19 protein-coding genes and 2 pseudogenes are annotated in these 26428 nt (G+C 72.1%); 8 read left to right on the top strand and 13 right to left on the bottom strand.

Annotated elements, in window-relative coordinates; all coding sequences use genetic code 11:
• From ABZ854_RS34645 to ABZ854_RS34660, 4 genes and pseudogenes are all read right to left on the bottom strand, one after another.
• Positions 1-604, bottom strand: a 604-nt coding sequence (locus ABZ854_RS34645) for a hypothetical protein (RefSeq protein ID WP_361219287.1), incomplete at its 3' end; no start/stop codon positions are given.
• 10 nt (positions 605-614) lie between these two features.
• Positions 615-1148 (bottom strand): hypothetical protein, encoded by a 534-nt coding sequence (locus ABZ854_RS34650; RefSeq protein WP_361219290.1) that lies wholly within the window; start codon positions 1146-1148, stop codon positions 615-617.
• A gap of 473 nt (positions 1149-1621) precedes the next feature.
• A pseudogene (locus ABZ854_RS34655) lies at positions 1622-2767 on the bottom strand (mannosyltransferase family protein).
• A 187-nt stretch (positions 2768-2954) separates the two neighbouring features.
• On the bottom strand, positions 2955-4052 hold the full coding sequence (locus ABZ854_RS34660) for a substrate-binding domain-containing protein (protein WP_361219293.1): 1098 nt from the start codon (positions 4050-4052) through the stop codon (positions 2955-2957).
• A gap of 852 nt (positions 4053-4904) precedes the next feature.
• Between ABZ854_RS34660 and ABZ854_RS34665 the strand changes: the two are divergent.
• From ABZ854_RS34665 to ABZ854_RS34675, 3 genes and pseudogenes are all read left to right on the top strand, one after another.
• A pseudogene (locus tag ABZ854_RS34665) lies at positions 4905-5411 on the top strand (ATP-binding protein); the annotation flags it as partial.
• Between the two features lie 357 nt (positions 5412-5768).
• Positions 5769-7970, top strand: coding sequence for a hypothetical protein (locus ABZ854_RS34670; protein ID WP_361219296.1), 2202 nt, complete (start codon positions 5769-5771; stop codon positions 7968-7970).
• Between the two features lie 456 nt (positions 7971-8426).
• Entirely contained in the window at positions 8427-9503 is a 1077-nt protein-coding gene (locus ABZ854_RS34675) for a Gfo/Idh/MocA family oxidoreductase (protein ID WP_361219299.1), read from the top strand.
• Between the two features lie 36 nt (positions 9504-9539).
• Here ABZ854_RS34675 and ABZ854_RS34680 read toward each other — a convergent pair whose 3' ends face one another.
• From ABZ854_RS34680 to ABZ854_RS34710, 7 genes are all read right to left on the bottom strand, one after another.
• Positions 9540-10175 (bottom strand): hypothetical protein, encoded by a 636-nt coding sequence (locus tag ABZ854_RS34680; protein ID WP_361219302.1) that lies wholly within the window; start codon positions 10173-10175, stop codon positions 9540-9542.
• 102 nt (positions 10176-10277) lie between these two features.
• Positions 10278-13376: a DUF6493 family protein gene (locus ABZ854_RS34685; RefSeq protein ID WP_361219305.1), complete on the bottom strand. Its 3099-nt coding sequence runs from the start codon at positions 13374-13376 to the stop codon at positions 10278-10280.
• Positions 13373-14785, bottom strand: coding sequence for an SWIM zinc finger family protein (locus ABZ854_RS34690; RefSeq protein WP_361219307.1), 1413 nt, complete (start codon positions 14783-14785; stop codon positions 13373-13375). The genes ABZ854_RS34685 and ABZ854_RS34690 overlap by 4 nt, the downstream gene beginning before the upstream one ends.
• 617 nt (positions 14786-15402) lie before the next feature.
• On the bottom strand, positions 15403-16623 hold the full coding sequence (locus ABZ854_RS34695; RefSeq protein WP_361219310.1) for an ABC transporter permease: 1221 nt from the start codon (positions 16621-16623) through the stop codon (positions 15403-15405).
• Positions 16620-17396 carry an ABC transporter ATP-binding protein gene (locus ABZ854_RS34700; protein ID WP_361219313.1) on the bottom strand — a complete coding sequence of 259 codons (777 nt, stop codon included), beginning with the start codon at positions 17394-17396 and terminating at the stop codon, positions 16620-16622. Before ABZ854_RS34700 ends, ABZ854_RS34695 begins: the two co-directional genes overlap by 4 nt.
• Positions 17393-18475 carry a peptidoglycan-binding protein gene (locus tag ABZ854_RS34705; protein WP_361219316.1) on the bottom strand — a complete coding sequence of 361 codons (1083 nt, stop codon included), beginning with the start codon at positions 18473-18475 and terminating at the stop codon, positions 17393-17395. Before ABZ854_RS34705 ends, ABZ854_RS34700 begins: the two co-directional genes overlap by 4 nt.
• Entirely contained in the window at positions 18472-18951 is a 480-nt protein-coding gene (locus ABZ854_RS34710) for a hypothetical protein (protein WP_361219319.1), read from the bottom strand. The genes ABZ854_RS34705 and ABZ854_RS34710 overlap by 4 nt, the downstream gene beginning before the upstream one ends.
• 172 nt (positions 18952-19123) lie before the next feature.
• Between ABZ854_RS34710 and ABZ854_RS34715 the strand changes: the two genes are divergently transcribed.
• Positions 19124-19792, top strand: coding sequence for a response regulator transcription factor (locus ABZ854_RS34715; RefSeq protein ID WP_361219321.1), 669 nt, complete (start codon positions 19124-19126; stop codon positions 19790-19792).
• Positions 19789-20961 (top strand): ATP-binding protein, encoded by a 1173-nt coding sequence (locus tag ABZ854_RS34720; protein ID WP_361219323.1) that lies wholly within the window; start codon positions 19789-19791, stop codon positions 20959-20961. Before ABZ854_RS34715 ends, ABZ854_RS34720 begins: the two co-directional genes overlap by 4 nt.
• A 33-nt stretch (positions 20962-20994) precedes the next feature.
• Here ABZ854_RS34720 and ABZ854_RS34725 read toward each other — a convergent pair whose 3' ends face one another.
• Both ABZ854_RS34725 and ABZ854_RS34730 read right to left on the bottom strand, forming a co-directional pair.
• Complete coding sequence (locus tag ABZ854_RS34725) at positions 20995-21786, bottom strand: SDR family oxidoreductase (protein ID WP_361219325.1); 792 nt, start codon at positions 21784-21786, stop codon at positions 20995-20997.
• Between the two features lie 127 nt (positions 21787-21913).
• Entirely contained in the window at positions 21914-22882 is a 969-nt protein-coding gene (locus tag ABZ854_RS34730; RefSeq protein WP_361219328.1) for an aldo/keto reductase, read from the bottom strand.
• A gap of 129 nt (positions 22883-23011) precedes the next feature.
• Between ABZ854_RS34730 and ABZ854_RS34735 the strand changes: the two genes are divergently transcribed.
• The 3 genes from ABZ854_RS34735 to ABZ854_RS34745 form a co-directional block, all read left to right on the top strand.
• Positions 23012-23602 carry a DUF1707 domain-containing protein gene (locus tag ABZ854_RS34735; RefSeq protein ID WP_361219331.1) on the top strand — a complete coding sequence of 197 codons (591 nt, stop codon included), beginning with the start codon at positions 23012-23014 and terminating at the stop codon, positions 23600-23602.
• A gap of 347 nt (positions 23603-23949) precedes the next feature.
• A complete protein-coding gene (locus ABZ854_RS34740; protein ID WP_361219333.1) occupies positions 23950-25335 on the top strand; it encodes an RICIN domain-containing protein in 1386 nt (461 codons plus the stop codon).
• A gap of 171 nt (positions 25336-25506) precedes the next feature.
• A partial coding sequence (locus ABZ854_RS34745) for a beta-galactosidase (protein WP_361219336.1) occupies positions 25507-26428 on the top strand: 922 nt, incomplete at its 3' end.

Here is a 26428-nt window from a genome sequence, read left to right on the forward strand (position 1 = left end):
GGACGTACCAGTAGTAGTGGCCGTGGAACCGCTTCCCGAAGATCAGCTCGTACGTCCCCTTCACCCTCTGCAGGTCGGGAACACGGGTGACCCATCCGACGGAGTTGGGGCGGACGTCCACGAACGTCGTGGCACTCGTGGTCGAGGCGTGCTTCCACGTGTGCTCGTAGGACACGGTGACGCTGAACGTGAGGCTGACCTTCCAGCCGGGCAGCTCCGTCCCCGTCCCGACCCCCGTGGTCGTCGCGAGGCCGAGGCTGTTGGACTCCTCCACGGTGTCCGACCAGCCGACCCCCGAACGCTGCGTCAGCCGCGTGCAGTTGAAGGTGCTGTCGCCCACCTGGTGGGAGTCTCCGGCGACCGTCTCCGCCGCGCCACTGGGGTGGAACACGCACTTGTCGGTGCCGTTGTTGCACTGGGCCAGCAGTTCGGCGGGGGTCGGGGTGTCGTTGGCGGCCTGTGCCGGCGGGGCGGCCAGCAGTCCGCTTCCCACGCACAGCACGGCCAATGCCCCCGCGATACGGGCCCGGTGGCGCTTCGGCCCCGGCGAAGACCGGAAGCCGGATACGAACCCGGACACCGTCCGATGAACGTCCTCGGTCATCGGCTCCTCCTCACCTGAACTCGATGGACTGGGCCTTGTCGTTCCACGTGCTGTCCAGCTGCGGAGTCAGATCCCGGAAGGGCGACGACGACGCACCCTCCATGTAGGGCTCCGTGTGCAGGACGATGTCGCACCGCGCCCAGCTCTGCACCGAGGACAGCCGGCCCTTCCAGCTGTCCGGCAGGTTGAAGTAGAAGTTCGCCTTGCCGTTGCTCTGGCACGGGTGACTTCCCCAGAGGGTCATCGAGTCCCCGCCGAAACCGAAGTCCGTGAACAGGGTGCCGATCACGACGTCGGACGGCTTCAGGACCGAAGTCTGCGCCCCGGCCGCGTTGTCCTTGATGTTCTGCTGCGCGTATTTCTGGGCCAGGAGCAGCGACTTGAAACACTTCTCCTGCCCGTTGTCGACATTGGCGGCGCAATGGCGTCCCCCCGATTCGGGAGCGGCATTCGCCGAGCCTATGACGGTTGCCGCGCCGACGAGTCCGAGAATGCCGGCGCCGATGCCGACGGCCATCCCGGTACGCCGCTTCCGTTTCCCCATGTGGTCGCATCCCCTGCTGTTCGAAGTGACGGGAAATGCCGCCGCCGGAACGAACGGGCGGCCCATCTCTCGCTGACCTGGCTGGTGCGTACGCGTCCTCGGAGGCTAGCGGTCCGGCCTCCGCCGCAATTCCGCGCCGGGGCAGGCACCTGGGTAGGAAGAGTGCCCTTACGCGCAGACGGACGTGCCGTCGCCGTCGATATCCCGTCAACCGGTCCGGAAACAAAGGATGGCGCCCCCGGAGTTTCCCGGGGGCGCCCCTTGCCACGGCGGCCGCTTCCTACGCCGTGGCAAGCTTCGTGACGACGAGGGAACGGAAGCCGGCCGGGCGGTACGGAAGATGACGGCCCACCAGACGCCGTTCTGGCGCGGCTCCCGGTCCCACGAGCCATGGTGGCCCACGGATCGCCGCGCCGACGGGTTCGGGCGCGCCCGTCAGGGTCCCGTAACAAGTCGGCCGGCCGGAAAGCCGGTCAGCCGGCCCATCTCCCCGACAGGAACGTCACCGCGAACACCGTGCTCAACGGCCCGACGACGTAGACGTACGCGGTCTTCAGCCAGGGCCTGCGCAGGCTGGCCCCCGCCAGGGCGACCCACAGGGGCCACCACAGGAGCGTGGACCGGGGGATCGACATGTACCAGTAGGAGGTGCCCAGGGCCCACAGGCTCAGGGCGATGTACAGCGCCTCGGGCCGGCGGCTGGCGCCGCAGCAGGAAGCAGAGCAGCGCCAGCCCGGCCGGCATGGCCACGAGTTCCGCCTGGAACATCAGGGCGTATCCGGTGGCCTGGGTTTCGGCGAACGCCGCCCGCCAGGTGGTGGTCCACGCCTCCCAGGGCGCGTGGAAGTCCCGGTACCAGCCGCGCTCCTGGGCGTGGCTCCACGCCATCCAGTCGCCGGTGTGCGCGTGCAGGTACCAGGCGTAGAAGCCCGCGGGCACGGCAGGGAGCCCCAGCCAGGGCAGCGCCCGCCACTGTCTCCGGGAGGATGCGGACAGCACGAGGTGCAGGACCAGGGCGGCCGCGAGGAAGAGGCCGCCGACCCGGACGGCTGCGGCCGCGGCGGTCAGCGTCGCCGCGAGCGGCCAGTTGCGCCGCTGGGCGGCGAGCCAGGCGGGCAGGGCGAGCGCGAGGAAGAGTGACTCGGTGTACCCGGCGGCCAGGAAGACCGCGCACGGGGAGAGCAGCAGGAACAGGACGCTGCGCCGGTCGGCGTACGTGCCGGGCAGGTGGGCGCGGGCGATCCGGGCCAGCGCCAGCATGGCGACGGCCCCGGCGACGAACGAGACGAGCAGCCCCGCGGCGGTCCACTGCGGTACGACGACGTGGACGGCGCGCAGCAGCAGCGGGAACCCGGGGAAGAACGCCTCCCGGTTGTCCCAGCCCGCCTGCCAGAGGCCCGACCGCCCCGGGAAGTAGCCGTCCCGGGCAATGTGCAGGTAGTGGACCCGGTCCCACTGCTGGAAGGCCGTGAGTGCCGAACGGGCGGAACGGCGCCGGAGTCCGGGGGGAACAGCCACGGCACGCAGTACGCCGTGCCCCAGACGGACACGCGCGTCAGCAGATGGAGCCACAGCACGTCACGGTCGGCCGGGCCCGGCCGCGAGGCGATCCGGGCCAGCGGGGCTCGTGCGGCCCGCGGTGCTTCGCCTGCGGCCAGGGCCAGGGCCAGGGCCGGGGCCGGGGCCGGGGCCGAAGCCGGTCGGGGCGTTCGGTGGGGGCGGCGACAACTCGCGCGTGTCCATGGTCATGTGCGTGTCTTTCGGGCGGCGGGATCAGGGCGGAGAGGCGATGGTGATCGTGGTCCGCTACCTGAGGCCGATCGCCGCGCAGGCCGCTGCGTACGGGGCGGTGCAGATGTCCGAGAGCGTGAAGACGCCGTCCGCGACGACGGTGCTCTTGATGTTGCTCCTGGTCAGAGCGGTCACCTGGACCAGGCGGGCGGGGACGTCCTTCGTCGTCGGGCTGTCGACCTTGTCCTCGGCGAGCGCGTCGAACTGGATGTCCCTGCCCTGCACTTTGGTGACCGCCAACTGCGCGGCGGCCTCGGCCTCGTCGGCGTACGGCTTGTACACGGACATGTACTGCTCACCCGTGACGATCCGCTGCACCGCGGCCAGATCCGCGTCCTGCCCGGTGATCGGCGGAAGCCGGGTGACACCGGCCGCGTGGAACGCCTTGACGATGCCGCCGGCCATGCCGTCGTTGGCGGAGTAGACCGCGGAGATGCCGTTCCCGCCGAGCGCCTTGATCGCCTCGGCCATGTTCGCCTGGGCGTTCGCGGGGTCCCAGTCCTTGGTGTCGTACGACCGGGCGACCGTCACCTGCCCCGACAGCTCGGAGAGCGCACCCCTCTTGAACTGCGCGGCGTTGGGGTCGGTGGGCGAGCCGTTCATCATGACGATCTTGTCGGAGGTGTCGGCGCCCGGCCCCAGGGCCTCCAGCAGGGTGCGCCCCTGCACCTCGCCGACCAGCGCGTTGTCGAACGAGACGTACGCGTCGATCGGCCCCTCGGCCAGTCGGTCGTAGGCGATGACCGGGATGCGCGCCTCCTTGGCCCTCTCCACCTCGACCCTGATTGCGTGCGCGTCGACTGCGTCCAGCACGATGACGTCCACCCGGTCCGCGATCATCTTGCGCATCTGCCTCGCCTGGAGACCGGCACTCGACCGGGCATTGGCGTAGTCCACCTTGCCCTTCGGGGTGAGTTCGGTGACCTTCCTCTTGATGATCGGGTAGTCGAACTCGGAGTAACGCGTGTTCGCCGTTTCCGGCATCAGCACGCCGACCGTGATGTCGTCGCCCTTCACCGACGTCTGTTGCGTTCCCCTCGCCGTGAAGACAGCGCATCCGGTGAGTGTGAGGGCCATCGTGCAGGCGGCCACGGGCAGGGCGATACGACGCATGGAGGGCTCAATTCAGGGTGGTTTCCGGACGGGGCGCGGCTTCGGGCCCCCGGGTGTCCAGAAAGACAACGCGGAAGGCGTACTTGGCGTCAAGGAGATCCGCCGGGATCGCGGGAACCGCGGTGCCGGTCTTGGCCCCAGCCCGAATATTGGGGTAAATCCCCAGGGCGCATGACGGGGGACGTACCTAGATTGTCGAGTGGCGCACCTTCCGAAGCGCCGAAGCCCGAAGCATGACGGGTGAGGAAATCCTGGTCCAGAATTCAGGACAGTGATCATCCCATGTCATACGTGCACAATCCGTTCGTCGTTCACCGCCCGCAGAGCATCGCCGGGCAGGTGACTCTCCTGCAGGCGGCACTGCTGGCGCTGGTCGTGCTCTGCATCGTGCTGGTCCAGGTGGCATTCGCGCACCGCCACGCCGCCGTCACGGCCGAGCGCCGCACGGCGGCCGCCGCCGACCTCGTCGTGGCGGCGGACACCCTTGTCGTGGCGACGGACACCAGGCGCGCCCACCGCGCCCAGCCCCGCCCGGCGGACACCACCGGGCATCCTGCGGGAGCCGCCGGATCTCCGGCGACGCCGGGCGGCATCCGCAGCACGGAGGGCGACGACGCGTCGCGGCGCCAGAGAGGGCAGGCCGCCGCGCCCGTCGGGGATGCCGAGGGCGACGTCGTGGTTCTCGGAGTGGCCCTCGGTCCGGCACTCGGACCAGTTCTAGGACCTGCCGGGATCAGGCCCTGGAGCATCCTGGGCCAGGTACGCGCGCACCTGTCGCTGATGCTGGGCGCCGCGGTCGGGGCGCTAGTGGCGGCCATGTACGGCGCTGCGCTGATCGGCAGGCGGCTGCGCCACCCCGGCCGGGCCCCGGAGGACAGTTGCCGGGCCGTGCTGCGCGCGGTGCCGCTCGCGGGCCCCGAGGGCGACGTCGTCGCACTGCCCGTCGCCCGGACCCGGGCGCCCGCCGCCGACCGGATCGCCGACTGGGACGTGCCCCGCGATCCGGCCGCGGTGGCACGGATACGCAAGGCCGCGGCCGGCAGGCTCGACGCCTGGGGCCTGGCCGAACTCGGCTTCACCACCGAACTCGTCCTCGGCGAACTCGTCGCGAACGCCATCCGGCACGGCGCCGGCCCCATCCACGTGCGGCTCGTCCACGGCCGGACCCTGATCTGCGAAGTGGCCGACGGCAGCAGCGCCTGCCCGCACGCCGGTCACGCGGCAGACTCCGACGAGGGAGGCCGGGGCCTGTTCCTCGTGGCGCAGATGGCCGACCGCTGGGGCGTGCGCCACACCCCGTGGGGCAAGGTCGTGTGGGCCGAACAGGCACTGCCCGGCTCCCCGCGCGGACCGGCCTGAGAGCGGCCTGAACGAGCGGTGCCCCGGCCTGAAACGCTCACCCCACGTGATCAGTTCGCGCGCGCCGTCTTTGGGGAAACCGGCTTCCCGAGGTGGGATGAGCGCACGTACCGGCCGGTAGCGCCCGAACGCGCCGCGCGGTGGCGGACCGCGGGAGTTCTCCATCGGCCTCGAACCGGGCTCCGCGCCGAGTTGACGGTGACCAGTCATCACCCACACACTCCCGAAGCGATGGGAGCGCTCCCATCGGCTTTTGCTGAGCGCTCCCCACGAGCGTTCCCATCTCGACGCGACAGCGGAGCCGACCGGTGACGGCGGCCCCGCTCGGTCGTCCGCCACCACACCGGGAGATCACCCATGAGCACGAATTCCGGGCGCTTCAGACGCGCCTTATGCGCCGCGACCCTCGCGGGCGGCCTCGCCGTCGCCGCGTGCGCGACGGCGGCGCCCACCGCGAGCGCGGCGCCCACCGCGAGCGCCGACCCCGCCCGTACCGCCGGGAGCAGCGGACCGGCGGCAGCCACCAGCGGCACGGTCGACCTCGGCTCCTGGATGGAGCAGATGCGGGGTGTCATCGGTGACCGGCCGCTGAACAGGATCGTCATGCCGGGCAGCCACGACGCGGGCACGGCGGGCATCACCAAGGACAGCGGCATCTGCGATCTGGGCGACACCGCCTCCACGGCGAAGAAGAACCGGGACATCGCGGCCAGCATGTCCATCAGCCAGAGCGGTTCGCTCGTCCAGCAACTGGACGCCGGTTCCCGCTACTTGGACCTTCGCCTGTGCAAGCAGGACACCCGGTGGTACCTGTACCACGGGGGCCCGCTGGGCCGGCAGTTCTTCGACTCCCTGGACGGTTCCGGCCACCTGGTCAAGGGCGAGGCCGACGAACTCGCGGACTGGGTCCACCGGCACAAGAAGGAGGTCGTCATCGTCCGGGTGCAGGCCGTAGCACCCCCCGCCACCGCCAAGGAGGACATCCGGGCGGCCGTCTCGGAGCTGGGCGGACTGCTCGACGGCAGCCGGCTGGACAACCCGGAGATCGCCGACGGCTCGCTCAGCCCCACGTCGACGTACGACCAGTTCATGGCGGCGGGCAAGCACATCGTCCTCATCGACGACACGGAGAGCACCACCTACCCGTGGGCCTGGGGCCGCTCCGCGCAGTCCTTCCGCGGCAGTTACGTGCAGGTCTCCCACGACTGGCAGGACATCCTCAAGAGCATCCTCACGGGGGACCAGGCCCAGGAGAACCGCGACGAGGTGATCAAGCGGGCCGGGGAGGTGTTCGCCAAGGCCCCGGCGGGGGACGCGGACAAGTTCTTCGTCCTGGAGGGCATCACCGACCCCACCAACTCCATCCCGGACGCCGCCCTGGCCTGGTTCTGGAAGGAGCTGGGCCTGGAGTCGCCGGACACCGCCGACCACATCCTGCTGAGCCTGGAACGCAAGCTGAACAAGCAGCTGCTGGACGAGTTCCGCGGTGACTGGAACACCTCCAACATCACCGACAACATGAACGTCATCATGACGGACGACGTCAACCAGAACTCGGACGGCGTCTCGGCGGGCGAGCTCCAGCGGGAGATCATCTGCAAGAACCTCCCGGACGTCCCGCTCACGCCGCACACCTTCTACGGCACCGGCCGCGCCGCGGACGGCTCGTGGACGGCCCCCACCCCGCTGGCCGGCGGCCGGGACGGCTTCCGCTTCCAGGGCTCGCGCGAGGCCGAGGCGGGCATGCCCGACGGCAGTACGCAGGTCGTGGGCATCGGCATCGACGGCAACATCTGGCACACCATCCGCCGTGCGGACGGCTCCTGGCAGGGCTGGAACATGGTGGCCGGCCAGGACAGCGGGCATCCTGGGTTCGCCGCCAGCGAGGTGGCGATCACGGGCCTGCCCGACGGTGATTCCCAGATCGCCGCCGTCGGCACCGACGGGTACGTCTACCACAACATCCGCAGGGCGGACGGCACTTGGCAGGGCTGGGCGGCTCTCGGCGACCCCGACGGCGGCCGGGTGAAGGCGTCGAAGGTGGCGCTGGCGGGCATGCCCGACGGCAGCACCCAGGTCCTCCTCTTCGGCGCGGACGGCAGGATGCGCCTGGCCACCCGTTCCAAGGCCGGCCCCTGGAGCGCGTGGTCGATCGTCCCGGGCGTCAACGCCCCCGACTTCCGCGGACGTTCACTGTCGATCGCGGCCCTGCCCGACGGTACCGCCCAGATCGCGGCGATCGGTGAGGACGGCAACATCTGGCACACCATCCACCGTGCGGACGGCGCCTGGACCGGCTGGGGCGCCCCGGCCGGGGTGTCCACCGACACCATGGGAGCCTCCACCGTCGCCCTGACCGGCATGCCCGACGGCGACAGCCAGATCGTCGCGGTCGGCCTGGACGGCAACGTCTACCACGCCGTGCGCTCCCACGGCGGTGACTGGACACCGTTCCGCCGCGTGCCCGGCGTCCACGGCGCCGACGCCTTTGCCGGCGACCAGGTGTCCGTCGCCGGACTGCCGAACGGTTCCGCACAACTCCTGCTCACCACACGCTGACCGTCGCAGAACCGTCGTGGAGGCCCGGCCCAGCACCGCCGGGCCTCCACGACGCCCCACCGGAACCGCTCAGCCGACGTGAGCAGTTCACCGACGGCTCACGACTCAGCTGCGGGCAGTCGTGCCGCTGGGGCGGCACGGGTGGGCGCAGCGGCACCCTGGCAGCGCCGGCAAGCGCCCCCACCCCCGCCCAGCACCGACACCGCCGCACCACACACCAACGGCACCGGCCCCCCGCCGCCCCACCCGAGCCCCAGGACCCCGCTTGTGCCCCCGCACCGCGATCCGCTTGCATGGCCGAACCGGCCCCCGTCCGCACCGAACGGGTGCCGAGCGATGACGGCGGAACGCACAGACCGCCCCGCAGCCCCCGCCCGGCGACGGGCGTCCACCTTCCGGGTCCGAGGACGCACCCGGCGCCGTACCCACCCCACCCGGATTTCCAGAAGGACCCTCATGCCCCACACCCGCCACGCCGACGGACGCGCCGACACCCCCACCCCTACCCGCACCACGCTGCCCGCCCCCCGGACCCCGTCCCCGCTCGACGCTCCCGTCCTGCGCTGGGGCGTGATCGCCCCCGGCGGTATCGCGGCCACGTTCGCCGAGGCACTGCGCACGCACACCGCACAGCGGGTCATGGCCGTCGGGTCGCGCGACGGGGACCGGGCCCGCGCCTTCGCGGACCGGTTCGGCATACCCGCGGCCTACGGCAGCTACGCCGAGGTCGCCGCCGACCCGCACGTCGACATCGTGTACGTCGCCTCACCGCACTCCGAGCACCACGCGCACGCCCTGATGGCGATCGAGGCGGGCAAGCACGTCCTGGTGGAGAAGGCGTTCACCCGCAACGCCGCCGAGGCCGCCGAGCTGATCGAAGCGGCCCGCGCGCGGGGCGTGTTCTGCATGGAGGCCATGTGGACGCGCTGCCTGCCGCACATGGACGTCGTACGCCAGGCGCTCGACCTGGGCCTGCTCGGCGAGGTGCGCATGGTCACCGCCGACCACGGCCAGTTCATGCGGCCGGACGTCAACCACCGCCTGTTCGCCCCAGAACTGGCGGGCGGGGCGCTGCTGGACCTCGGCGTCTACCCGGTCTCCTTCGCGTCCATGGTGATGGGGCCGTTCGCGTCGGTCACCACCGTCGGGGACACCGCCCACACCGGCGTCGACGGGCAGGTGTCGGTCGTCGTCACCAACGACGCCGGCGCACACGGAGTACTGAACACCACGCTCTTCGCCCGCACCCCGACCACCGCCACGATCTCGGGCACGCGCGCGCGACTGGAGATCGAGGGCGACTTCTACGCGCCCTCGGCGGTCCGTCTGATCGGGCGGTCGAACGAACTGCTCGGCAGCTACGCCCCCGCACTGCGCGACGGCGGCCTGTGCTTCGAGGCCGCCGAGGCGGCCCGGTGCGTGGCCGCCGGCAAGCTGGAGTCGGACCTCATGCCGCTCGACGAGACACTGCGCGTCATGCGGGTCCTCGACCGGATGCGCTCGGACCTGGGGGTGACGTTCCCCGGCGAGTGACCCGGCCAGCCGCACGGACACGCCCTGCCGCCTCGATCAGCGGACCGAGGCGAAGACGGCCCGCACCTGCTCCAGCCGTTCCTCGTTCTCCTCCGCACTGAGGTATTCGTTGAACGTCGCCGCGTGATACGCCTCCGGGGTGAAAGGGCGTCCGAGGATGTACTGGTACACCATGTAAAAGCCTCCCTCGTCGAACACGTCCAAGCCGGCGTTCTGGCAGTGCTCACGCAATCCCTCGGCGACGTACCATGAATTCCCGTCACACCAATAGACGCCGGTCGCCACCTGAATGGTTCTCCCGCCGGTGGCATCGTCGATGATGAGCAGCTCGTCCGTCTCCTCCTGGTTCTGCACCAGGGCCACGAGATCTTCCGGCACGCCCTTGAAATAGGATCGCTGAACCGCGTAGTCCTCGCCCTCTTCTTCGTGGCAGTCGAACGTGTTCAGCTCCGACTCGTGCAGGAACGTCACCAGCAGAACCTTCCCGTCCGCGGCGAAGTACCAGGCCAGCGCGTCGCCGTCACCGCAGTCATAGGCGAACCGCTCAGCTCCCGCCAGTTCGACGGGCTCTATCTCCTTCAGTGTGTCCACTATCTTCGCGCGCCGCTTCAAGTCGTTCAGCGGCGTTTGCTGAAGGGCATTCCAGGGGTGCTGTTCCTTTTCTTCACTCATGGAGCGACCCTAGCATCGGTCCGGCAGCGGTCCTTTAATTCTCCGGATCGCATTCTCGGGATCGCGGCGTATTACCGGGATCGCAAGGAACAATGCGCAACTTTAATGAGCGGTTTCGACGGAGTCCAGCAGCATGCGTGCCGTCCGCACGAGCAGGGAACCGGAACGGCGCGCGGCGAGTGCGGACAGCCCGGCGATCGGCGGGCGGCCGGGGGCCGACTGCGCGCACTCGGCCGCCAGCGCGAGGAGGCCGGCGAGGCCCGCTCGTCCGGAGCCGCCGTCCGCGGGCAGCACCGGAGGGAGGACCGCGGCCAGAATCGCGTACACGCTCGCCGGGGCCTGGGAGGCCACGGGCCGCAGGGTGTCCGCGATCCGGTTGAGCTTCAGGGCGTCGATGCCGATCAGCTCCGCGACCGTACGGCCCAGCCGGCCCGTGTCCAGGGCCTCACGGCCGAGGAGTTGGAGCAGCGCGTCGGCGGTGGCGGTCCGCTCGGGCATCCCGGCCGCGCCCATGCCGTAGGCGAGCGCCAGGTACACCGCCGGACCGGCCGGACCGGGGGCCTCGGCGACGGCGGGCAGGTGGACTGCCGCGCACGGCCGGTCGCACTCCGCGCCTTCCGCGAACGCCGCCAGGGTACGGGTGACGACCGCCTCGGGATGACCAGGCAGAACGGCGAGCCATTGCGGGAAGGCGCGGCGCCAGGACTGTTCGTGAGCGGCCCAGGAACAGTCGTCCTGCTGTGCGGCGTACGCGTCGCCGACGACACGGAACGCGGGGCCGAACCCCTTGAGCCGGTCACCCGCGCTCGCCGTACCGACCCGGATGAGGCGGCACCGTGGGCACCGGTGGGCCGCCTCGGGGTCGTCCGGATACGTGGGCGGCGGGAGCGTGGTCTGCTCACCGACCGGCGCGGGGAAGCGCCCGTCCGTCATCCACCGCGCGAGGCGCCGCCCTTCGGGCGTGCCGAGGGCATCCGCCGCCGAGGGCGGTACGCCGGGATCGGCACCGAGCCGGAACAGCGCCTGGTCGAAGTCCGCCTCACCCACCCGGACGCCCAACCGCTGGTAGGCGCGCAGACGTTCCAGCAGGACCCGCGGTTCGAGTTCCCCGGTGGACAGGCTCGGAGTGGCCAGCAGGAACGGCGGTGCCTCGCCCGCCTCCGTGCGGCGTGCCGCCTCGACGATCCGGGCGGTGATGACGGAGCCGAACACCCGGTGTCCGCACCCGTCGTGCGGCACGTGCCCGGCGGTCCCGTCGAGCAGGGCGGCATCGGTCCGGCCGGCCACCGCCATGGCCACCAGGGAGACTTCGACGCGTCCGTCCTCGCTCTGCACGCGGTAGTCGTGCGCGTGCAGCACGGGGTGCACCGCTTCGGCCAGGGCCTGCCGGTTCCGGTGCGCCAGGCGCACCAGGCCGTCCAGGACCCGCTCGACGGCGATCGGCTCCGGCGTCCGCGCGCTCAGCACGGCGTTCAGTTCCGCGGCGACCTCCTGCGCGTCCTCCATCGGCGGCGGGAGGGTGCTTGCCGGGGCCGGCGCGGGCAGGTGTTCGACGTAGGGAGCGCCGATGGGCCGTGCTTCCGGTGCCGGCGGCTCGCCGAGCAGTTCGGCGGCCTGTTCCCGCAGCGCGGCGGGGAGTTGCCCGGCAGCCTCGGCAACGAGGGCGCGCGCCTCCTCGTCCAGCCGGTCGCGGTACGCGCCGATCACGGTGAGCGCCCTCTGCCGGGTGTCCGCCGACGGGTGGGCGAACGCCGCGGTCAGTTCGGGGACCAGGACCCCGGCCAGGTCCGGGTCCGCCCGCAGCGCGCGTTCCAGGAGCTGGAGGGCGGCGTTGACGACGGTGCGTTCCGGCCGGAACAGGACGGAGGCGGCCCAGTCGGCGAGCTGCTTCTCCGTCAGCCGGCCCGCGTCGAGGTACGCCTGGACGCACTTCACCGCGGCGGCCGCCTTCACGCCACCGCCGTCCACGGCGACTGCCAGCACGTCCGCCACGTCCTCGTCCGTCAGGTGACGGCGGTCGTCCGCCAGCACGCCGAGGGAGGTCACCGCGTTCTTGGCCACGGTGGCCGGCCCGTCCCGGAGCACGCGCACCCACTCGGCCACCTGCCCTTCGGGAAGGCGGTCCTGCCGGGCCAGAGCGGTCACCGCGTGACCGAGCAGCTTCCCGGGCATGCCCTCGACCCGCACGGAGGCCCGCGTCCACAGGTCGAGGTAGGGCGCGAACTCCTCCTCGGTGGGCGCGAGTCGCTCCATCAGACGCACGTACCCGGTCATGCGAAGGCCGTCGTCGTTCGCGCGCAGCGTCTCCGCAACGGCGGCGATGACGCTCCGGCGCTCGACGATTCCCTCGTCCACCGCGGCGGCGATGATCCGCGCGGCGGCGTCGTCCAGGTCGTGGCGCAGGTCGGGGAGGGCGTCGGGCAGGGACGGCAGGAACGCGGCCGCGAGCGGATCCTCCCGCAACCGCCGGGCCGTGACCGCCGCCTTCTCCTTGGCATCCGCCCTGCGGCCCACGTGATCCTCAAGACACCCGCACGCGATCCGGGGCGTGGGCTCGACGGCGACGCCGAGCCGTCCGGCCAACTGCCGCACCACGCCGTACGACTGGTACGGCGCACGGGCGAACTCCGCGAGCCAGCCGGGGCCCCTGGTCGCCACCAGGTCCACCACCGTGTCGTCGTCGAGCCGGGTGTACGTCCGCAGCCGCGCCGCCTCGGCGGCGTCCGGGTGCCAGGCGATGGCGACCGTGCACATGCGCCGGAGCCGGGCCCCCATGCCCTTGGCCCGGTCCCAGCCGAAGTCGGCGGCGTCGTGGACCCGGATGACCTGCAGGGCCCGCGCGAGGATCAGCCGGCGCTCTTCGGGAAGGAGTACGGCCCGGCGGCAGAGGTCCGTCACCTCGGCCGGGCCTCCGTCCTCCAGGGCGACCGCGAGATCGCGGGCGTCGCCACGCAGTCCGGACGGGACGGCCACGGGCCCCAGCCGCTCGCTCGTGTACCGGTTCCAGAGACTCGTCAGCGGTTCCGCGGCCGTCTGGCGCTCATCGCCCCAGGGCGGTCGGAAGGTGAACTGTACGTAGTCGTGCTGGCGGCTGCGTTCGTCGGCGGGCCAGTCGGGCATCCCGCGGACCTGGCGGACGAACTGCCCGGCCTCGGAGTCCTCCCCGGCGAACTGCTCCAGCCAGGTGTTGAAGTCGTTCATGTGTCTGTGCCTCCCGGAGCGGGTGCGGACGGAAGCTGTGCGGCCGTGTCCCTGTGGGCCCTTCGCCGCACGATGTGGACGGCCAGCGCGTGCTTGCACGGGCCCCGGCCGCCGCGGTGGGCGGCCCACCACCGGCAGGTGCAGCTGAGTTCGCCGTCCGCCGCCTCGCGCACCTGGTGCACGACGTCCCCGGAGGTGACGGCGGCGGTCGCCCCGAGCAGCCGTACGGTACCGGAGGCGGCCAGGGTCCGGGCGGCGACGAGCCGCGGGTTGTGGCCTTCGGCGCGTGCGGTGTCGTAGGGGAGTTCGCGGTGGAAGTAGGCGCACTCCGCGATGTCGTAGCCGACGGCCCCCGAGGTGCCGAGCCGGGCGAGGGCGGCCCTCACCCGGTGCGTTGTGAGACCCGCGCGTTCCGCGAGGGCGGAGGGGGCGATCCGCGGGTCCCAGGACAGCAGGGCCGCGACGGCCTCGGCGTCCCGCGCCGTGTCGTCCGTGGCCAGCGCCGTCAGGACACCCCCCTCACCGGAGAACCCGCGCGCTGCCTCCGGTGACAGCGTGAGCGTCAGGCGCATGCCTGGCAGGGCCAGCTCCCAGGCGCCGGCGGTGGGCGCGTCCCCTTCGGCGGGTGGGCCGTAGACCCGCAACCTCGTGGCGTGGCGCAGGACTTGGTGCAGCGCGGCCAGCCGTTCGGGGCCGGGCAGGCACACCGCTCCCCGGCCCGCACGGGTCGTCAGCCGCAGCGAGCGGCCCGCCGGCACCGCCCACAGGGCTCCCCGGGAGGCGGCCGGGGAACGCGGCAGAGAGCGCAGGAACCGCACCGCCTCGGCCGCCGTCAGCTCGGCGCGCAGATCGAACCCCGCCGCGCTCACCTGCGCCTCGGCGAAGCCGCGCAGCCAGCGGTCCGGCAACGTCACCTTCTTCTCGACGACCCGGCCCGACAGCGTGGTGACGGCGAGGTCGTCCGGCCCGACCCGCAGATGCAGCGGATCGTCGTCCGCCAGCCGCGAAAGAGCCGTCCGCAGGGGCGCGTTGACGTCGACGTTCGTCGTGCCGTGCCCGGTCTCGCCCCCGTCCAGGCCCTCTTGGAGCACGTCGAGGCGGGCGTAGACCCCGCAGCAGGCGGAGAAGGACTCGAAGCGGAGCCGGTCGCCGTTGCCGGTGACCACGGGGTCGAGCGAACTCGCCGGGCGCGCCTGGTGGTAGCGGGACGCGGCGACGTCCGCCACCGCCAGGATGCCGCGTGCCGTCGCCCGGGGCGAGGTGAGGAAGCCGGAGAAGAAGTGGGGCCGCGCCTCGGCACCCGCGGGCGAGAAGCCGCCCGCGGTCTCCAACCCGAGGACCGGTCCGCCACCGGCGCGTCCCAGGGCGGACGGCCGACCGTAGGCGAGTATCTGTTCGAATCCCGGCATGCGGCACAGCCTATGGGTCATGATCGGCCACTCCGCAGGCCCGAAAACCCACCGGAGCACCGGGGACGCGGCCCGCCGGGGCATCGTGGGGACGGGCAGGGGAGTGCCCCGCGGGCGTGCGGTCGGTGGCGGACGGTGCCAACGCGCAGGTGCCGCACCGGGGCGGAGCGCACCACGGCAGGGGACGCCCCCAGCGACAGGGGTCGGCCCCCGCCCGTTCCGGGCGGCCGGAGGCGCACGGCGGGCAGCACCGGAGCCGCCGTCGCGAAGTGCTCACGCACATTAAGCACTTGGCCGCTCCCGCTACGCCGCCGCGGATCGGTGACACTCCCGTGGGGCCCGTGGGCGTGCCGCGGACCCGCGGCTCGCCCGTCGGGCAGTCGACCCCGCCTGCCGGGCAGCGGACCTGCGACTCGCCCGCCGGGCCGCCGACCCGCTGGCCGCTGACTCCGCCTGCCGGGCCGCCGACCCGCTGGCCTGCGACTCGCCCGCCGGGCTGCCGCCCCACGACTCGCCTGCGGCCCGCGACTCGCTCGCCGGCCCGGTGCGCCCTTCCTCGAAGCGGCCACGCCGGCCCGGTGTGGCCTTCTCCTGATGCGGCCGTTGCCGCTTCCGCCCTACGGCGCATGCAGCGCCAGCGTCGGCGACAGCCGAGCCGCCCGCACCGCCGGATAGAGCCCCGCGACCGTGCCGATGACCAGCGTGGCGCCGAAGCCCGCCGCCGCCGACCAGGGCGGCACCACCCACGGCAGGTCACCGACGTACGCGTACAGGCCGGTGGCCAGGGAGCCGAGGACGATCCCCGCCAGGCCGCCGAGGCCCGACAGCAGCAGGGACTCGGTGACGAACTGGACGCGGATCTGGCCCCGGGTGGCCCCCAGACCGCGTCTCAGCCCGATCTCGTGGCGCCGCTCCAGCACCGAGATGATCATCGTGTTGGCGACGCCGACCCCACCCACCAGCAGGGCGATCCCGCCGAGCCCGAGCATCAGGCTGCTGAACGCCCCCTCCGTCGCCGCCTTCGCCTGGAGGGCCGCGGACGGATCGGTGACCTTGACGTCCTGCGGACTGCGCGGGTCGATCGTGGGGGCCATCAGGGACCGCACCTCCTCGACCGAGGCGTCGGTGGAGCGTTCGTAGACCGAGGTCGGGTGGCCGTCGAAGCCGAGCAGCTTCCGCGCGGCCTCCCAGCCGAGCAGCGCCGAGCGTTCGATCTCGGGGGCGAGCGGCAGCGGTGCGAGGATACCGATGACGGTGAAGTACCGGTCGCGGATCCACACCTGCCCGCCGGGAGCGGTGACGCCCAGGCGGCGGGCGGCGACATCGCCGAGGACGACGGCCGGATAGCGGCCGTTGGCCTTGTTCAGCCACGTCCCGTCGGCGGTGCGTCCGCGCAGCACCTTCAGCAGGCCCTCGGTGGCGGCGACGACCTGGATCCCGCCGTTCTCCTCCTCGGGGATCTTCTCCGTGCGGCGCACGGACGCGTCCACGAGACCGGTCGCCCCGGCCTCCTCCACCCCGGCGATCCGGCCGACCGTGCCGACCGCGTCCTCGGGCAGCTTCACCTTCTCGCCCGCGAACATCGAGTCCCCGGGGGTCGCCACCAGCATGTTCGTCCCGAGCCTGTCGAGCTGCCGCGTCAACTGGGCCTGGCTGGAGGCGGACGCACCCACCACCGCGATCATCGTGGCGATGCCGATGGCGATGCCCAGTGCCGACAGGGCGACCCTGACCGGTCTGCCGCGCAGCCCCGACGAGCCGGCGTGGAGGACGTCGCGGGGTCCGAGGCGGGCGGGGGAGAGCTTCCCGCGGCGCGCGGGCGTACGGGTGTCCGTCACAGCAGGCCCCCCGCCATGGTCCCCCGGACCCCGGCGCCCCGTACCCCGGCGCCCCGGCCCGTGTCCTCGACGACGAGACCGTCCCGGATGCGTACCTGCCGGGGCAACTGCCGGGCGATCTCCGTGTCATGGGTGATGACCGCGATGGTCGCGCCGTCCGCGCCGAGGTCGTGCAGCAATTCCAGCACCGCCTGCCCGGACGCCGAGTCCAGCGCCCCGGTCGGTTCGTCGGCGAGCAGCAGATCGGGTTCGCCGACGACGGCCCGGGCGATCGCGACCCGCTGCTTCTGCCCGCCGGACAACTCGTGCGGACGATGGCCCATCCGGTCCCCGAGCCCCACCCGTTCCAGCGCGGCGGCGGCCTCGCGCCGCCGCCGCGCCCGGGACATACCGCGGTACAGCAGGCCCTCGGCCACGTTGTCCCGCGCGCTGATCCCTGGCACGAGATGGAACGACTGGAACACGAACCCGATGTGCCGTGCGCGCAGCGCCGACAGCGCGCGGTCGGACAGGGCGGCGACGTCGTGCCCGGCGATGGCGACGGAGCCCGCGGAGGGCCGGTCGAGGGTGCCGGCGATGTGCAGCAGAGTCGACTTGCCCGACCCGGACGGCCCCACGATCGCGACGAGTTCCCCCCGCTCGATGGTGAGGTCGACCCCACGCAGCGCGGCTACCCCGCCCGGGTACTCCTTGGTGACCCTGTCGAGCCGTACGACCTCCTCCCGAGGGAAGCCGTCCTGCCGCGCGCTCCCGGAACCCACATCCCTGTTCATATCGCCGGCACCCCCACCCGCATGCCCTCGCGCAGTCCGCGGCCCGACACCTCGACGCGGCCCTGTCCGAAGAGGCCGAGGCGGACCTTCATCTCACGGGCCCTGCCGTGCTCGACGATCTGGAGGCCGAAGCCGCCGCCGGGCAGGGCGAGGAGCGCGTTGACCGGCACAGACAGGACGCCCTTGCGCGTCTCGCCGGTGAGATGGACGGTCACCGGTGACTGATCGATGCCCCGGACGTCCTTCAGGTCGCCGAACCCGACCGTGACCGTGACCCTGGGTGTCTTGTCGTTCGGGTCGTCCCCGCCGCCCGTCCGCGCGGTGCGGCCGACGGACGTCACCCGGCCGGCCGCGCTGGTGCCGTCCGGCAGATCCACGGTCACCCTGGTGCCGGTCCGCGTGAGCCGGCTGTCGGCCACGGAGACACGGAAGGTGACGGTCCGCCGGGAACCGGTGGTGTCGAGGACCGGGCGGCCCGGAGCGACCCGGTCGCCGACGGCCGCGCCGGCCGACTTGATCCGTACGGCGCCGGGGGCGAACGCGATCTGCCCGGGACCGGCCGTCCCCGTCTGCTTCAGCCCGTGCGACTTCTGCCAGCGCTTCACCGCGGCCGCCGTCAGGCCCGTGTACTCGTCGTCGACGGTGAACCCCGTGTAGCCGAGCGCCGCGAGGTTGCGCTCCAGGTCTTCGACGTCGCGCCCCTCGTCCCCGTCGCGCAGCGTCCGGTACATCGGCCCGGCGCCGTACATCAGCCGTACGGCGCCGCCGTCGATCTCGTACAGCTTCCCGTCCCGCTTCACGGTGGAGCCGATGCCGGCGCTCCAGGTGAGGGTCCCGGCGCCGCCCGCGTTCAGCCTGCGCTCCCGGCCGTAGCCGAGCGTTCCGCCGACCTGGCTGCTGTCGCTGAGGTCGCCACGCGTGACCGCGGCGGTGGCCGGGGGAAGCTCGGAGCCCCGCCGGGACGTCTCCTCCGGTGAGGAGGACGACACGGCCACCGCCGCCACCACGCCCCCCGCGACCGCGAGGACGACCAGGACGGACATCAGCACGCGCCGGGTCCGTGCGGTGCCCCCGCTCATCGCACCACGCTCTCGCAGGACTGCTCGGCCTTGTCCCACTTCTCCTTCTCCGCACCCTGCGGGGCCGCGGGGAGCTTGACCGAGCCGCCGCCGAAGTCGGGGTCGGGGAAGTCCAGCCCGTTCTTCCGCATGCACCGCGCGAACTTCAGCGCCTTGTCCTTGTCGGCCTGCGTGATCGCGCCACCACCCGCCCCGGCCGTGCCCCGGCACGCCTTAAGCGCCTTCTCGATCGCCGCCCGGTCACCGGTGAGGGGGATGCCCTGCTGCTCCTGGCCGGGCTGCGGGTCGGGCACGTCCAGCCCGTTCGCGCGCAGGCACCTGACCTGCTCCAGCTTCTTGTCGTCCGCGTCGGCCGACGCCTTCCGGCCGGTGCCGTCCTGGGCCGGGCCGCCCGCGCACGCGCCGGCGAACAGTGCCAGCGCGCCGACGAGTCCGAAGGCCGCCGATGCGCGCCCCGCGCCTCTCGGGTTCCTCATGATGTCTCTCCCTGCCTCTGGGCCCCGCCGTACGGCGAAGAGCCGGTCCGGAACCGGGGCCGCACCCTCCGCGAGGGGCCCCGGGGACCGAGCCTGCCGCCGAGCCGCGTTTCGCCTCTCTCACCGCGGGTGCTTACACCGGCGAAAGGTGGGTCTCGGATACACAGGGACCATGCGTGTGCTGGTGGTGGAGGACGAGGAGTTCCTGGCCGAGATGATCGCCGAGGGACTGCGCCGCGACGCCCTCGCGGCCGACGTGGCGCGCGACGGCCACGAGGCGCTGCGCAAGCTCGCCCTCGGCGCGTACGACGTGATGGTCCTGGACCGTGACCTCCCCGGCCTGCACGGCGACGAGGTGTGCCGGCGTGCGGTACGGCAGCGCCTGCTCACCCGGATCCTGATGCTGACGGCGTCGGCGACCGTACGGGACCGGGTCGACGGCCTGGGCCTGGGCGCCGACGACTACCTGACCAAGCCGTTCGCCTACGACGAACTCCTCGCCCGGGTACTGGCGCTCGGTCGCCGCGCCCACCCGGCGCTGCCACCCGTCATCGAACGGGCCGGACTCACGCTGGACACCGCCCGACGGCAGGTCTGCCGCGACGGCCGGTTCCTGACGTTGTCGCGCAAGGAGTTCGCCGTCCTGGAGGCGCTGCTCCGCGCGGACGGCGCGGTCGTCAGCGGCGAGGACCTGATTGAGCAGGTGTGGGAGGAGGACACCAGCTACCGCACGAACGCGGTACGGGTCACCCTCAGCAAACTCCGCGCCAAGCTCGGCGACCCACCGGTGGTCCATACCGTGCCGGGCGTGGGCTACCGGATCACCGGGGACTGCGCGTGACCAGCGAGCGCGCCCGGCTGACGGCGCTGTACGGCGGACTGCTCATACTCGCCGGCGCCCTGCTGACGGGCGGCGTCTACCTCCTCGTACGGCAGGCGCTGCACGGCAGCATCACGCGTGCGGTGACGGCCGTGGTCCCCGTCGGTACGGCGGCCGGGGCGCAACTGGACCTCCGGCCGCCGTACCGGCTGGCGGACGCCAGCGGTCCGCTGCCGTCCCCCGGAGTGGCCCGGCGGGTCAGCGACGCGACCGAACACGCCGTGCTCGGCAACCTGCTCACTGTCTCCGGCGTCGGGCTCGGTCTCTTCGCCCTCGTCTCGGTCGCCCTCGCCTGGTGGATGGCCGGACGGGTGCTGCGGCCGGTCGCGGTGATCACCGCGACCGCACGCCGGCTGTCCGGCGAGAACCTGCACGAGCGCATCGCCCTGAAGGCCCCGCCGGGTGAGCTGAAACAACTCGCCGACACCTTCGATGAGATGCTCGGCCGGATCGAGCAACTGGTGTCCGCACAACAGCGTTTCGCGGCGAGCGCCGCGCACGAACTGCGCACCCCCCTCGCGGTCCAGCGGGCCGCCGCCGAGATCGGGCTCGCGGGCGAACCGCCACCGGAGAAGGTCGTCCGGATCCGGCGGAAGCTGATGGAGGTCGCCGACGAAAGTGAACAGCTCATCGAGGGACTGCTGTTGCTGACAGTCTCCGAACAGGGGCTGAGGCACCGGGAGCGCACCGACCTGGACACGGTGACCTCGGCGGTGGTGGACGGTCTCGCCGCAGAGGCGGCCGGCCGGGGAGTCGCGGTGGACATCCGGGCGGAGCCCCTGGAGGTGTGCGGCGACGGGGTGCTGCTGGACCACCTCGTCCACAACCTCGTCGGCAACGCGATCCGCTACAACCGGCCGGGCGGCAACGTCACCGTACGGGTCGGACCGGAGCCGGGGCCAGCCACCCTGGAGGTGGTGAACACCGGGCCCGTCGTGTCACCGGACACCGTCCACCATCTCTTCGAGCCCTTCCGCCGGGCGGAGGCCCGCCGGCACGCCCCCGGCGAGGGCGCGGGTCTGGGCCTGTCCATCGTCGCCTCGATCGCCCGCGCCCACGACGCCGAGGTGGCGGCGACGGCGAACCCGTCCGGGGGCTTGACGGTCCGGGTCATCTTTCCGCCCACCTGACCTGCGGAGACGGCGTCGGTGGGCGGGGGCGCGTCAGGCCTTGAGCGAGCGGCCGGCCACGCCGAGGGTGAGCCGGCGCGGGGCGAGCTGGGCCGCCACGGCCGAGATCCGGTTGCCCAGTCCGGCGACGATGCTCGGCGGGGTGCTGCCCCGCTCCAGCGCACGCCCGGCCGCCGCGACGACGTCGGAGGGCCTGGCGACCTTGCCGACCATCGCGTCCCGCGTGCCCACCACCTCGAAGAACTCGGTCTCGACGGGCCCCGGGGACACGGCCAGCACCCGCAAGCCGGACCGGCGCGTCTCATAGGCGACGGCCTCCGTCAGACTCAGGACGAACGCCTTGGTGGCGCCATAGACCGCCATGGCGGGCGTGGCCTGGTAGGCGGCGGTACTCGCCACCGTCACCAGCGCGCCCCGGCCGTCGTCGGCCAACTGGGGCAGGAACGCACGGGTGAGGTCGGCGACCGCGAGGACGTTGAGCCGGATCATCCGGGAGATCTCCTCCGGGTCCTGCTCCTGGAAGGGACCGTGGCTGCCGAAGCCCGCGTTGTTGATCAGCGTCTGGACGGTGAACCCGCGGGCCTCCAGGTCCTCCCGCAGCGCGGAGCCGCACCGGTCACCGGTGAGGTCGGCCGCGAGGGGCGTGGCCGTGACGCCGTACGTGGCCTCCAGTTCCGCGGCGAGGGCCTCCAGCCGGTCGAGACGGCGCGCCACCAGCACGACGTCCGCGCCGCGCCGCGCCCAGTGCCGGGCGAACTCCGCACCGAGGCCCGAGCTTGCGCCGGTGATCAGGGCGCGGGTGCCCCGATAGGCAAAGGTAGACATGACAGCGCTCCGCTCGACTGGTCCGAGATCCGACGAGGCGCCAATGTAGGCACTGCCATCATTGTAGTCAACTGCCAACATGAGGGTGGGATGACGACCGGGCCCACGGCGGGATGTGACGACGGGACTACGGCAGTGCGGCGCCGCGTGCGGTGATCCAGAGGCCGTACCACTCCTCGTGCGTGAGGCCCGGCTCCCGTCGCGCGGCGTCCGCGCAGGCGCGGATGCGTTCGGGGCGCGCGGAGCCGACCACCGGGGCGATTCGCGCCGGATGCCGCTGCAGCCACCACAGCAGGATCGTCTCCGGTGTGGTGCCCTTCGCCTCGGCGAGGGAGGACACGAGCCGGCCGGTGGCCCGCTCCGTGGGCGTCTCCTGCAGTCCGGTGTACCGGCCGCGGGCCAGCGCGCTGTAGGCCTGGACCTGGATACCGTGCGTCCGGCAGTGCTCCAGGGTCCCCAGCGGGAAGCCGACGCCGGCCGCCTCGGGCGTGTTCACCAGCACCCCGGCCTCGAGCCAGTCCCGGTGGTGCAGGCTCATCTCCAGCTGGTTGACGACCAGGGGGAAGTCCAGACGGTCCTGGAGCCGCGCGATCTGGGCGGCGCTCATGTTGGACACCCCGACGGCGCGCACCAGGTTCTGGCGGTGCAGCGAGGTCAGCGCGCGGGCGGTGTCGTCGGGGTCGGCCAGCGGGTCCGGCCGGTGCAGCAGCAGGACGTCGACGGCATCTGTGCGCAGCCGGGTGAGACTCGCCTCGACCCGGTGGAGGATGCTCTCGCCCCGCAGGTCGTACAGGCCCGGCAGGTCGCCGTCGGCCAGGCGGATGCCGCACTTGGTCTGGAGCACGATGCGTGTCCGCAGCCCGGGTGTGCGGGCGAGGACCTCGCCGAACACCGCCTCGGACTTGCCGTGCCGGTAGATGTCGGCGTGGTCGAACACGGTGATGCCGCTGTCCAGCGCCGCCTGGACCGCGGCCTCCGCCTCCCCGATCTCCGCCGCGCCGTACGGAGTCGTGTCCCAGCCCCCGCCGAGACCCATACAGCCGTACAGCAGCCTGGCACCGCCCACCTCCGGGGCCGTGTTCTGTTCCGTCGTCATACCCGCCACCCTCGCACGCCGCCCCCTGCGCCACGGACGGCCGACGTAGGCTGTGCCCGCGTGCGCCATGTTCGCCATGTTCGCCGCGCGGCCATTCGGGCAACAGGACCAGGACGGCGAGGACACAGCATGCCGGGAAAGACGCCGCGCGCCTCCCACGCGGACCGGGACCGGGCCGTGGACGTCCTGCGTGTCGCGGCCGGGGACGGCCTGCTGACCCCGGACGAGCTGGACCAGCGCCTGGAGGCCGCACTCACCGCGCGGACCCTGGGTGAACTGGCCGCGCTCACCGCTGACCTGCCGTCCGCCGGGCAGAGGCCGCCGGCGCCGGCCAAGGCCAAGGACGCGGTCCGGATCAGGCAGTCCGGCGGCGGCCCCCTGGTGCGGACGGGCCGCTGGACGGTGCCGCGCAGGCTGGAACTCGTGGTGACCGACAGCGGGGCCAGGCTCGACTTCACCGACGCGGTGATCACCCACGACACCCTGCGGATCGACCTCGTCATGACGGGGAAGACCCTGACGCTGGTCACGAGGCCGGGCATCGTGGTCGACACGGACGGTCTGGAGCTGGTGGACAGCAGGGTCACGCACCGTCGTGCTCGCGCCCACCCGGACGAGCCCGTCGCCCTGCGCGTGGAGCTGGTCGGGCACAAGGCCAAGGGCCGCGTGCTGGTGCGGCCCTCGCGCCGCACGTTCGGGCAGTGGCTGTTCCGCCGGTAGGTGAACTGCTCATCCACAGTGAGCGGTTGAGAGCCTGACCGCGCGCTCCCAGGAGGGGCACGGACGCGCGATCCGCCTGCGGGCGTCCCCGGGCGGACGCGCGGGACACGCAGCACACGCGCGGTGCGCAGCGCGCGCAGCAGGGGGAACGGGTCCGCCCAGCACCCGTGCGGCCTGCGGCTCAATCGTCAGGATCGAGTCCGTCAACGGCCCCGCAGAGTCTTGACGGTCGGCCGTCAGAAGGCTGTCATGGGCGCATCGTGTTCGTTCGCGTTCGTTTCTGGTTGATTTCGAGGAAGGGCGCGAGGGGCCGGGAAACGGCCCCGGACAGCTTGCGAAGGACCTCCATGAACGTCTCCCTCGCTCCACCACGCAAGACCGCGCTCCTGCTCCTGCCCGCTCTGCTCCTGATCTGGCCGGCCCTCGGGCCCATGGCCCAGCCGGCGGCCGCGTCCACCAACTCGCAGTCCCTGTTCTACGACCCGGGCCCGTCGCACAGCTGCTGGGGACGGCTCGTCGAGAGCCCGCCGGACGGCGACACCTCCGTCGTCGCCTCCCAGACGAACCTCTCCGGCTGCGGCGACTTCTCCGCCACCAACGAGTTCACCCGCGACAACCCCGCCGGTGCCACCTGGGACCTCGGCACCTGGGGCTGGAACAACAGCTCCTGGGGCCAGTCGACCGGTCCGACCTTCACGGCCCAGCCGGGCTCCCACTCGGTGACCATGAATGACAACGCGCCCGCCGACTGCACCCTCCACGAGACGAACGTCAGCTACACCTACCAGGACGCCCAGTTGCGCCCCAAGGTGAACCGCCAGTTCTTCACGCTGGCCGACGGCCAGGTGAACGTCTCGTACAACGCGACGGTGCACAAGACCAACTCCGGCTGGGGGTGTTCCGAGAACCGCGCGATCCTCACCACGGACTTCATCTTCTACGACACCAACGGCGGGATAGACCACCCGGACGTCATCTCGATCGTCCACTACGACCCGTCCTCAAGCGGCTTCCTCCCCAAGGACGGCAACGGGGCCTACTGGTCGACCCACTGCGACGGCACCCACGGCGACTGCCGGGTCACCGTGCCCGGCAACACGATGCTCCAGGACTCCCAGCAGGGCGCGGTCAACGACGACGTCAACGCACTGTTCGACCGGTGGAGCGCGTACCTCAACCCCAAGGGCCTGCCGAAGTCCGCCTTCAAGTTCAAGGGCGTCCAGATCGTCAGCAGCAACAAGGGAAGCAGCACGACCAGCACGGTGAGCAACATCGACGCGCGCATCACCCCGTACGCGTCCGTGCACTCCGCCATCACGAACGCGACGCCGACCGGCTCCCTCTGCCTGGACGACACCGGCGGCGTGCCGACCTCTCCCGCCGTGCCCGAGCTGTGGACCTGCAACGGCAACAGCGCGCAGGACTGGACGCTGAACCAGGACAACACCGTCACGGTCCAGCCGAAGGCGGCCACGACCTCCGACCCGCCGCTGTGCCTGGACAACAGCACCGGCAGCTCCGGCGACCACAACCCGGTGGTCCTCTACACCTGCAACGGCGGACCGAACCAGAAGTGGGTCCTCGGCCGCTGGGGCGAGATGTACAACCCGGCGACAGGAAAGTGCCTCCAGCCCACGTCGGGCGTCTCGGGCGCCGGACTGGAGATCTTCTCCTGCTGGGGCGGAACGAACCAGAAGTGGTACGCGGGCGAGCCCGACCCCTTCTACCACTGACACACGGCGCCCCCTCCGACTCCGGGCCCCGCGGGCCCGGAGCTCCGGCCCCCACCCCCACTCCCCGCCCCCCCCGGTGATCATGATCAACCGTCTTGTATGGAGTTCGAGATGAACGCACACGGCTCGGGTCACCGGGCATCCAGACGCCCCCGCGCATCCAGACGCCGCATGGCGATGACCGCCGCCGCGGCCCTGATCTGCGCGACGGGCGTCGCCGTACAGCCCGCGGCGGCCGCCCCGGCCGCCGCCCCGGCGCCCGCCGCCTCATCGGGCAAGCACACGGTGACGTACGACGGGTACTCGTTCCTGATCGACGGGAAGCGGACGTACCTGTGGTCGGGGGAGTTCCACTACTTCCGGCTGCCCAGCCAGGACCTCTGGCTGGACACGCTGCAGAAGATGAAGGCCGCCGGCTTCAACGCGGTGTCCCTCTACTTCGACTGGGGCTACCACTCCCCGGCCCCCGGCGTGTACGACTTCACCGGCGTCCGGGACGTCGACAAACTCCTCGACATGGCCGACGACCTGGGCATCTACGTGATCGCCCGCCCCGGCCCCTACATCAACGCCGAAGTCGACGGCGGCGGCTTCCCCGGCTGGCTGTCCACCAAGCCGGGGAACACCCGCACCTCCGACCCGAACTACCTCAAGTACAGCGACGAGTGGCAGACGCAGATCGACCGCATCATCAAGCGCCACCAACTCACCGACGGCGGCGGCTCGGTGATCCAGTACCAGGTGGAGAACGAGTACTACAACGGCTCGGCCGCCGGGCGCACCTACATGAAGCACCTGGAGGACAAGGCGAAGGAGGACGGCATCACCGTCCCCCTGGTCGGCAACAACAACGGCACCTTCAACTCCGGTGACGCCGCCCTCGACGTGGACGCCGCCGACTCCTACCCCCAGCTGTTCAACTGCTCCGACCCCGCCAAGTGGAACCCCGTCCCCGACATCAGCTACGACCACGTGACCGGCAAGCCCCTGGCCACCGCCGAGTTCCAGGGCGGCGCCTTCGACCCCTGGGGCGGACCCGGCTACGACAAGTGCGCGGAACTGATCAACGACAAGTTCGCCGACGTGTTCTACA

This window comes from Streptomyces sp. NPDC047028, assembly GCF_040644095.1.
Lineage (GTDB): Bacteria > Actinomycetota > Actinomycetes > Streptomycetales > Streptomycetaceae > Streptomyces.

Excerpts from the sequence above, each read along its gene's own strand:
- ABZ854_RS34650 (WP_361219290.1), bottom strand. The coding sequence starts at position 1,148 with ATGGGGAAACGGAAGCGGCGTACCGGGATGGCCGTCGGCATCGGCGCC.
- ABZ854_RS34660 (WP_361219293.1), bottom strand. The coding sequence starts at position 4,052 with ATGCGTCGTATCGCCCTGCCCGTGGCCGCCTGCACGATGGCCCTCACA.
- ABZ854_RS34670 (WP_361219296.1), top strand. The coding sequence starts at position 5,769 with ATGAGCACGAATTCCGGGCGCTTCAGACGCGCCTTATGCGCCGCGACC.
- ABZ854_RS34675 (WP_361219299.1), top strand. The coding sequence starts at position 8,427 with ATGCCCCACACCCGCCACGCCGACGGACGCGCCGACACCCCCACCCCT.
- ABZ854_RS34680 (WP_361219302.1), bottom strand. The coding sequence starts at position 10,175 with ATGAGTGAAGAAAAGGAACAGCACCCCTGGAATGCCCTTCAGCAAACG.
- ABZ854_RS34685 (WP_361219305.1), bottom strand. The coding sequence starts at position 13,376 with ATGAACGACTTCAACACCTGGCTGGAGCAGTTCGCCGGGGAGGACTCC.
- ABZ854_RS34690 (WP_361219307.1), bottom strand. The coding sequence starts at position 14,785 with ATGCCGGGATTCGAACAGATACTCGCCTACGGTCGGCCGTCCGCCCTG.
- ABZ854_RS34700 (WP_361219313.1), bottom strand. The coding sequence starts at position 17,396 with ATGAACAGGGATGTGGGTTCCGGGAGCGCGCGGCAGGACGGCTTCCCT.
- ABZ854_RS34705 (WP_361219316.1), bottom strand. The coding sequence starts at position 18,475 with ATGAGCGGGGGCACCGCACGGACCCGGCGCGTGCTGATGTCCGTCCTG.
- ABZ854_RS34710 (WP_361219319.1), bottom strand. The coding sequence starts at position 18,951 with ATGAGGAACCCGAGAGGCGCGGGGCGCGCATCGGCGGCCTTCGGACTC.
- ABZ854_RS34715 (WP_361219321.1), top strand. The coding sequence starts at position 19,124 with ATGCGTGTGCTGGTGGTGGAGGACGAGGAGTTCCTGGCCGAGATGATC.
- ABZ854_RS34725 (WP_361219325.1), bottom strand. The coding sequence starts at position 21,786 with ATGTCTACCTTTGCCTATCGGGGCACCCGCGCCCTGATCACCGGCGCA.
- ABZ854_RS34730 (WP_361219328.1), bottom strand. The coding sequence starts at position 22,882 with ATGACGACGGAACAGAACACGGCCCCGGAGGTGGGCGGTGCCAGGCTG.
- ABZ854_RS34735 (WP_361219331.1), top strand. The coding sequence starts at position 23,012 with ATGCCGGGAAAGACGCCGCGCGCCTCCCACGCGGACCGGGACCGGGCC.
- ABZ854_RS34740 (WP_361219333.1), top strand. The coding sequence starts at position 23,950 with ATGAACGTCTCCCTCGCTCCACCACGCAAGACCGCGCTCCTGCTCCTG.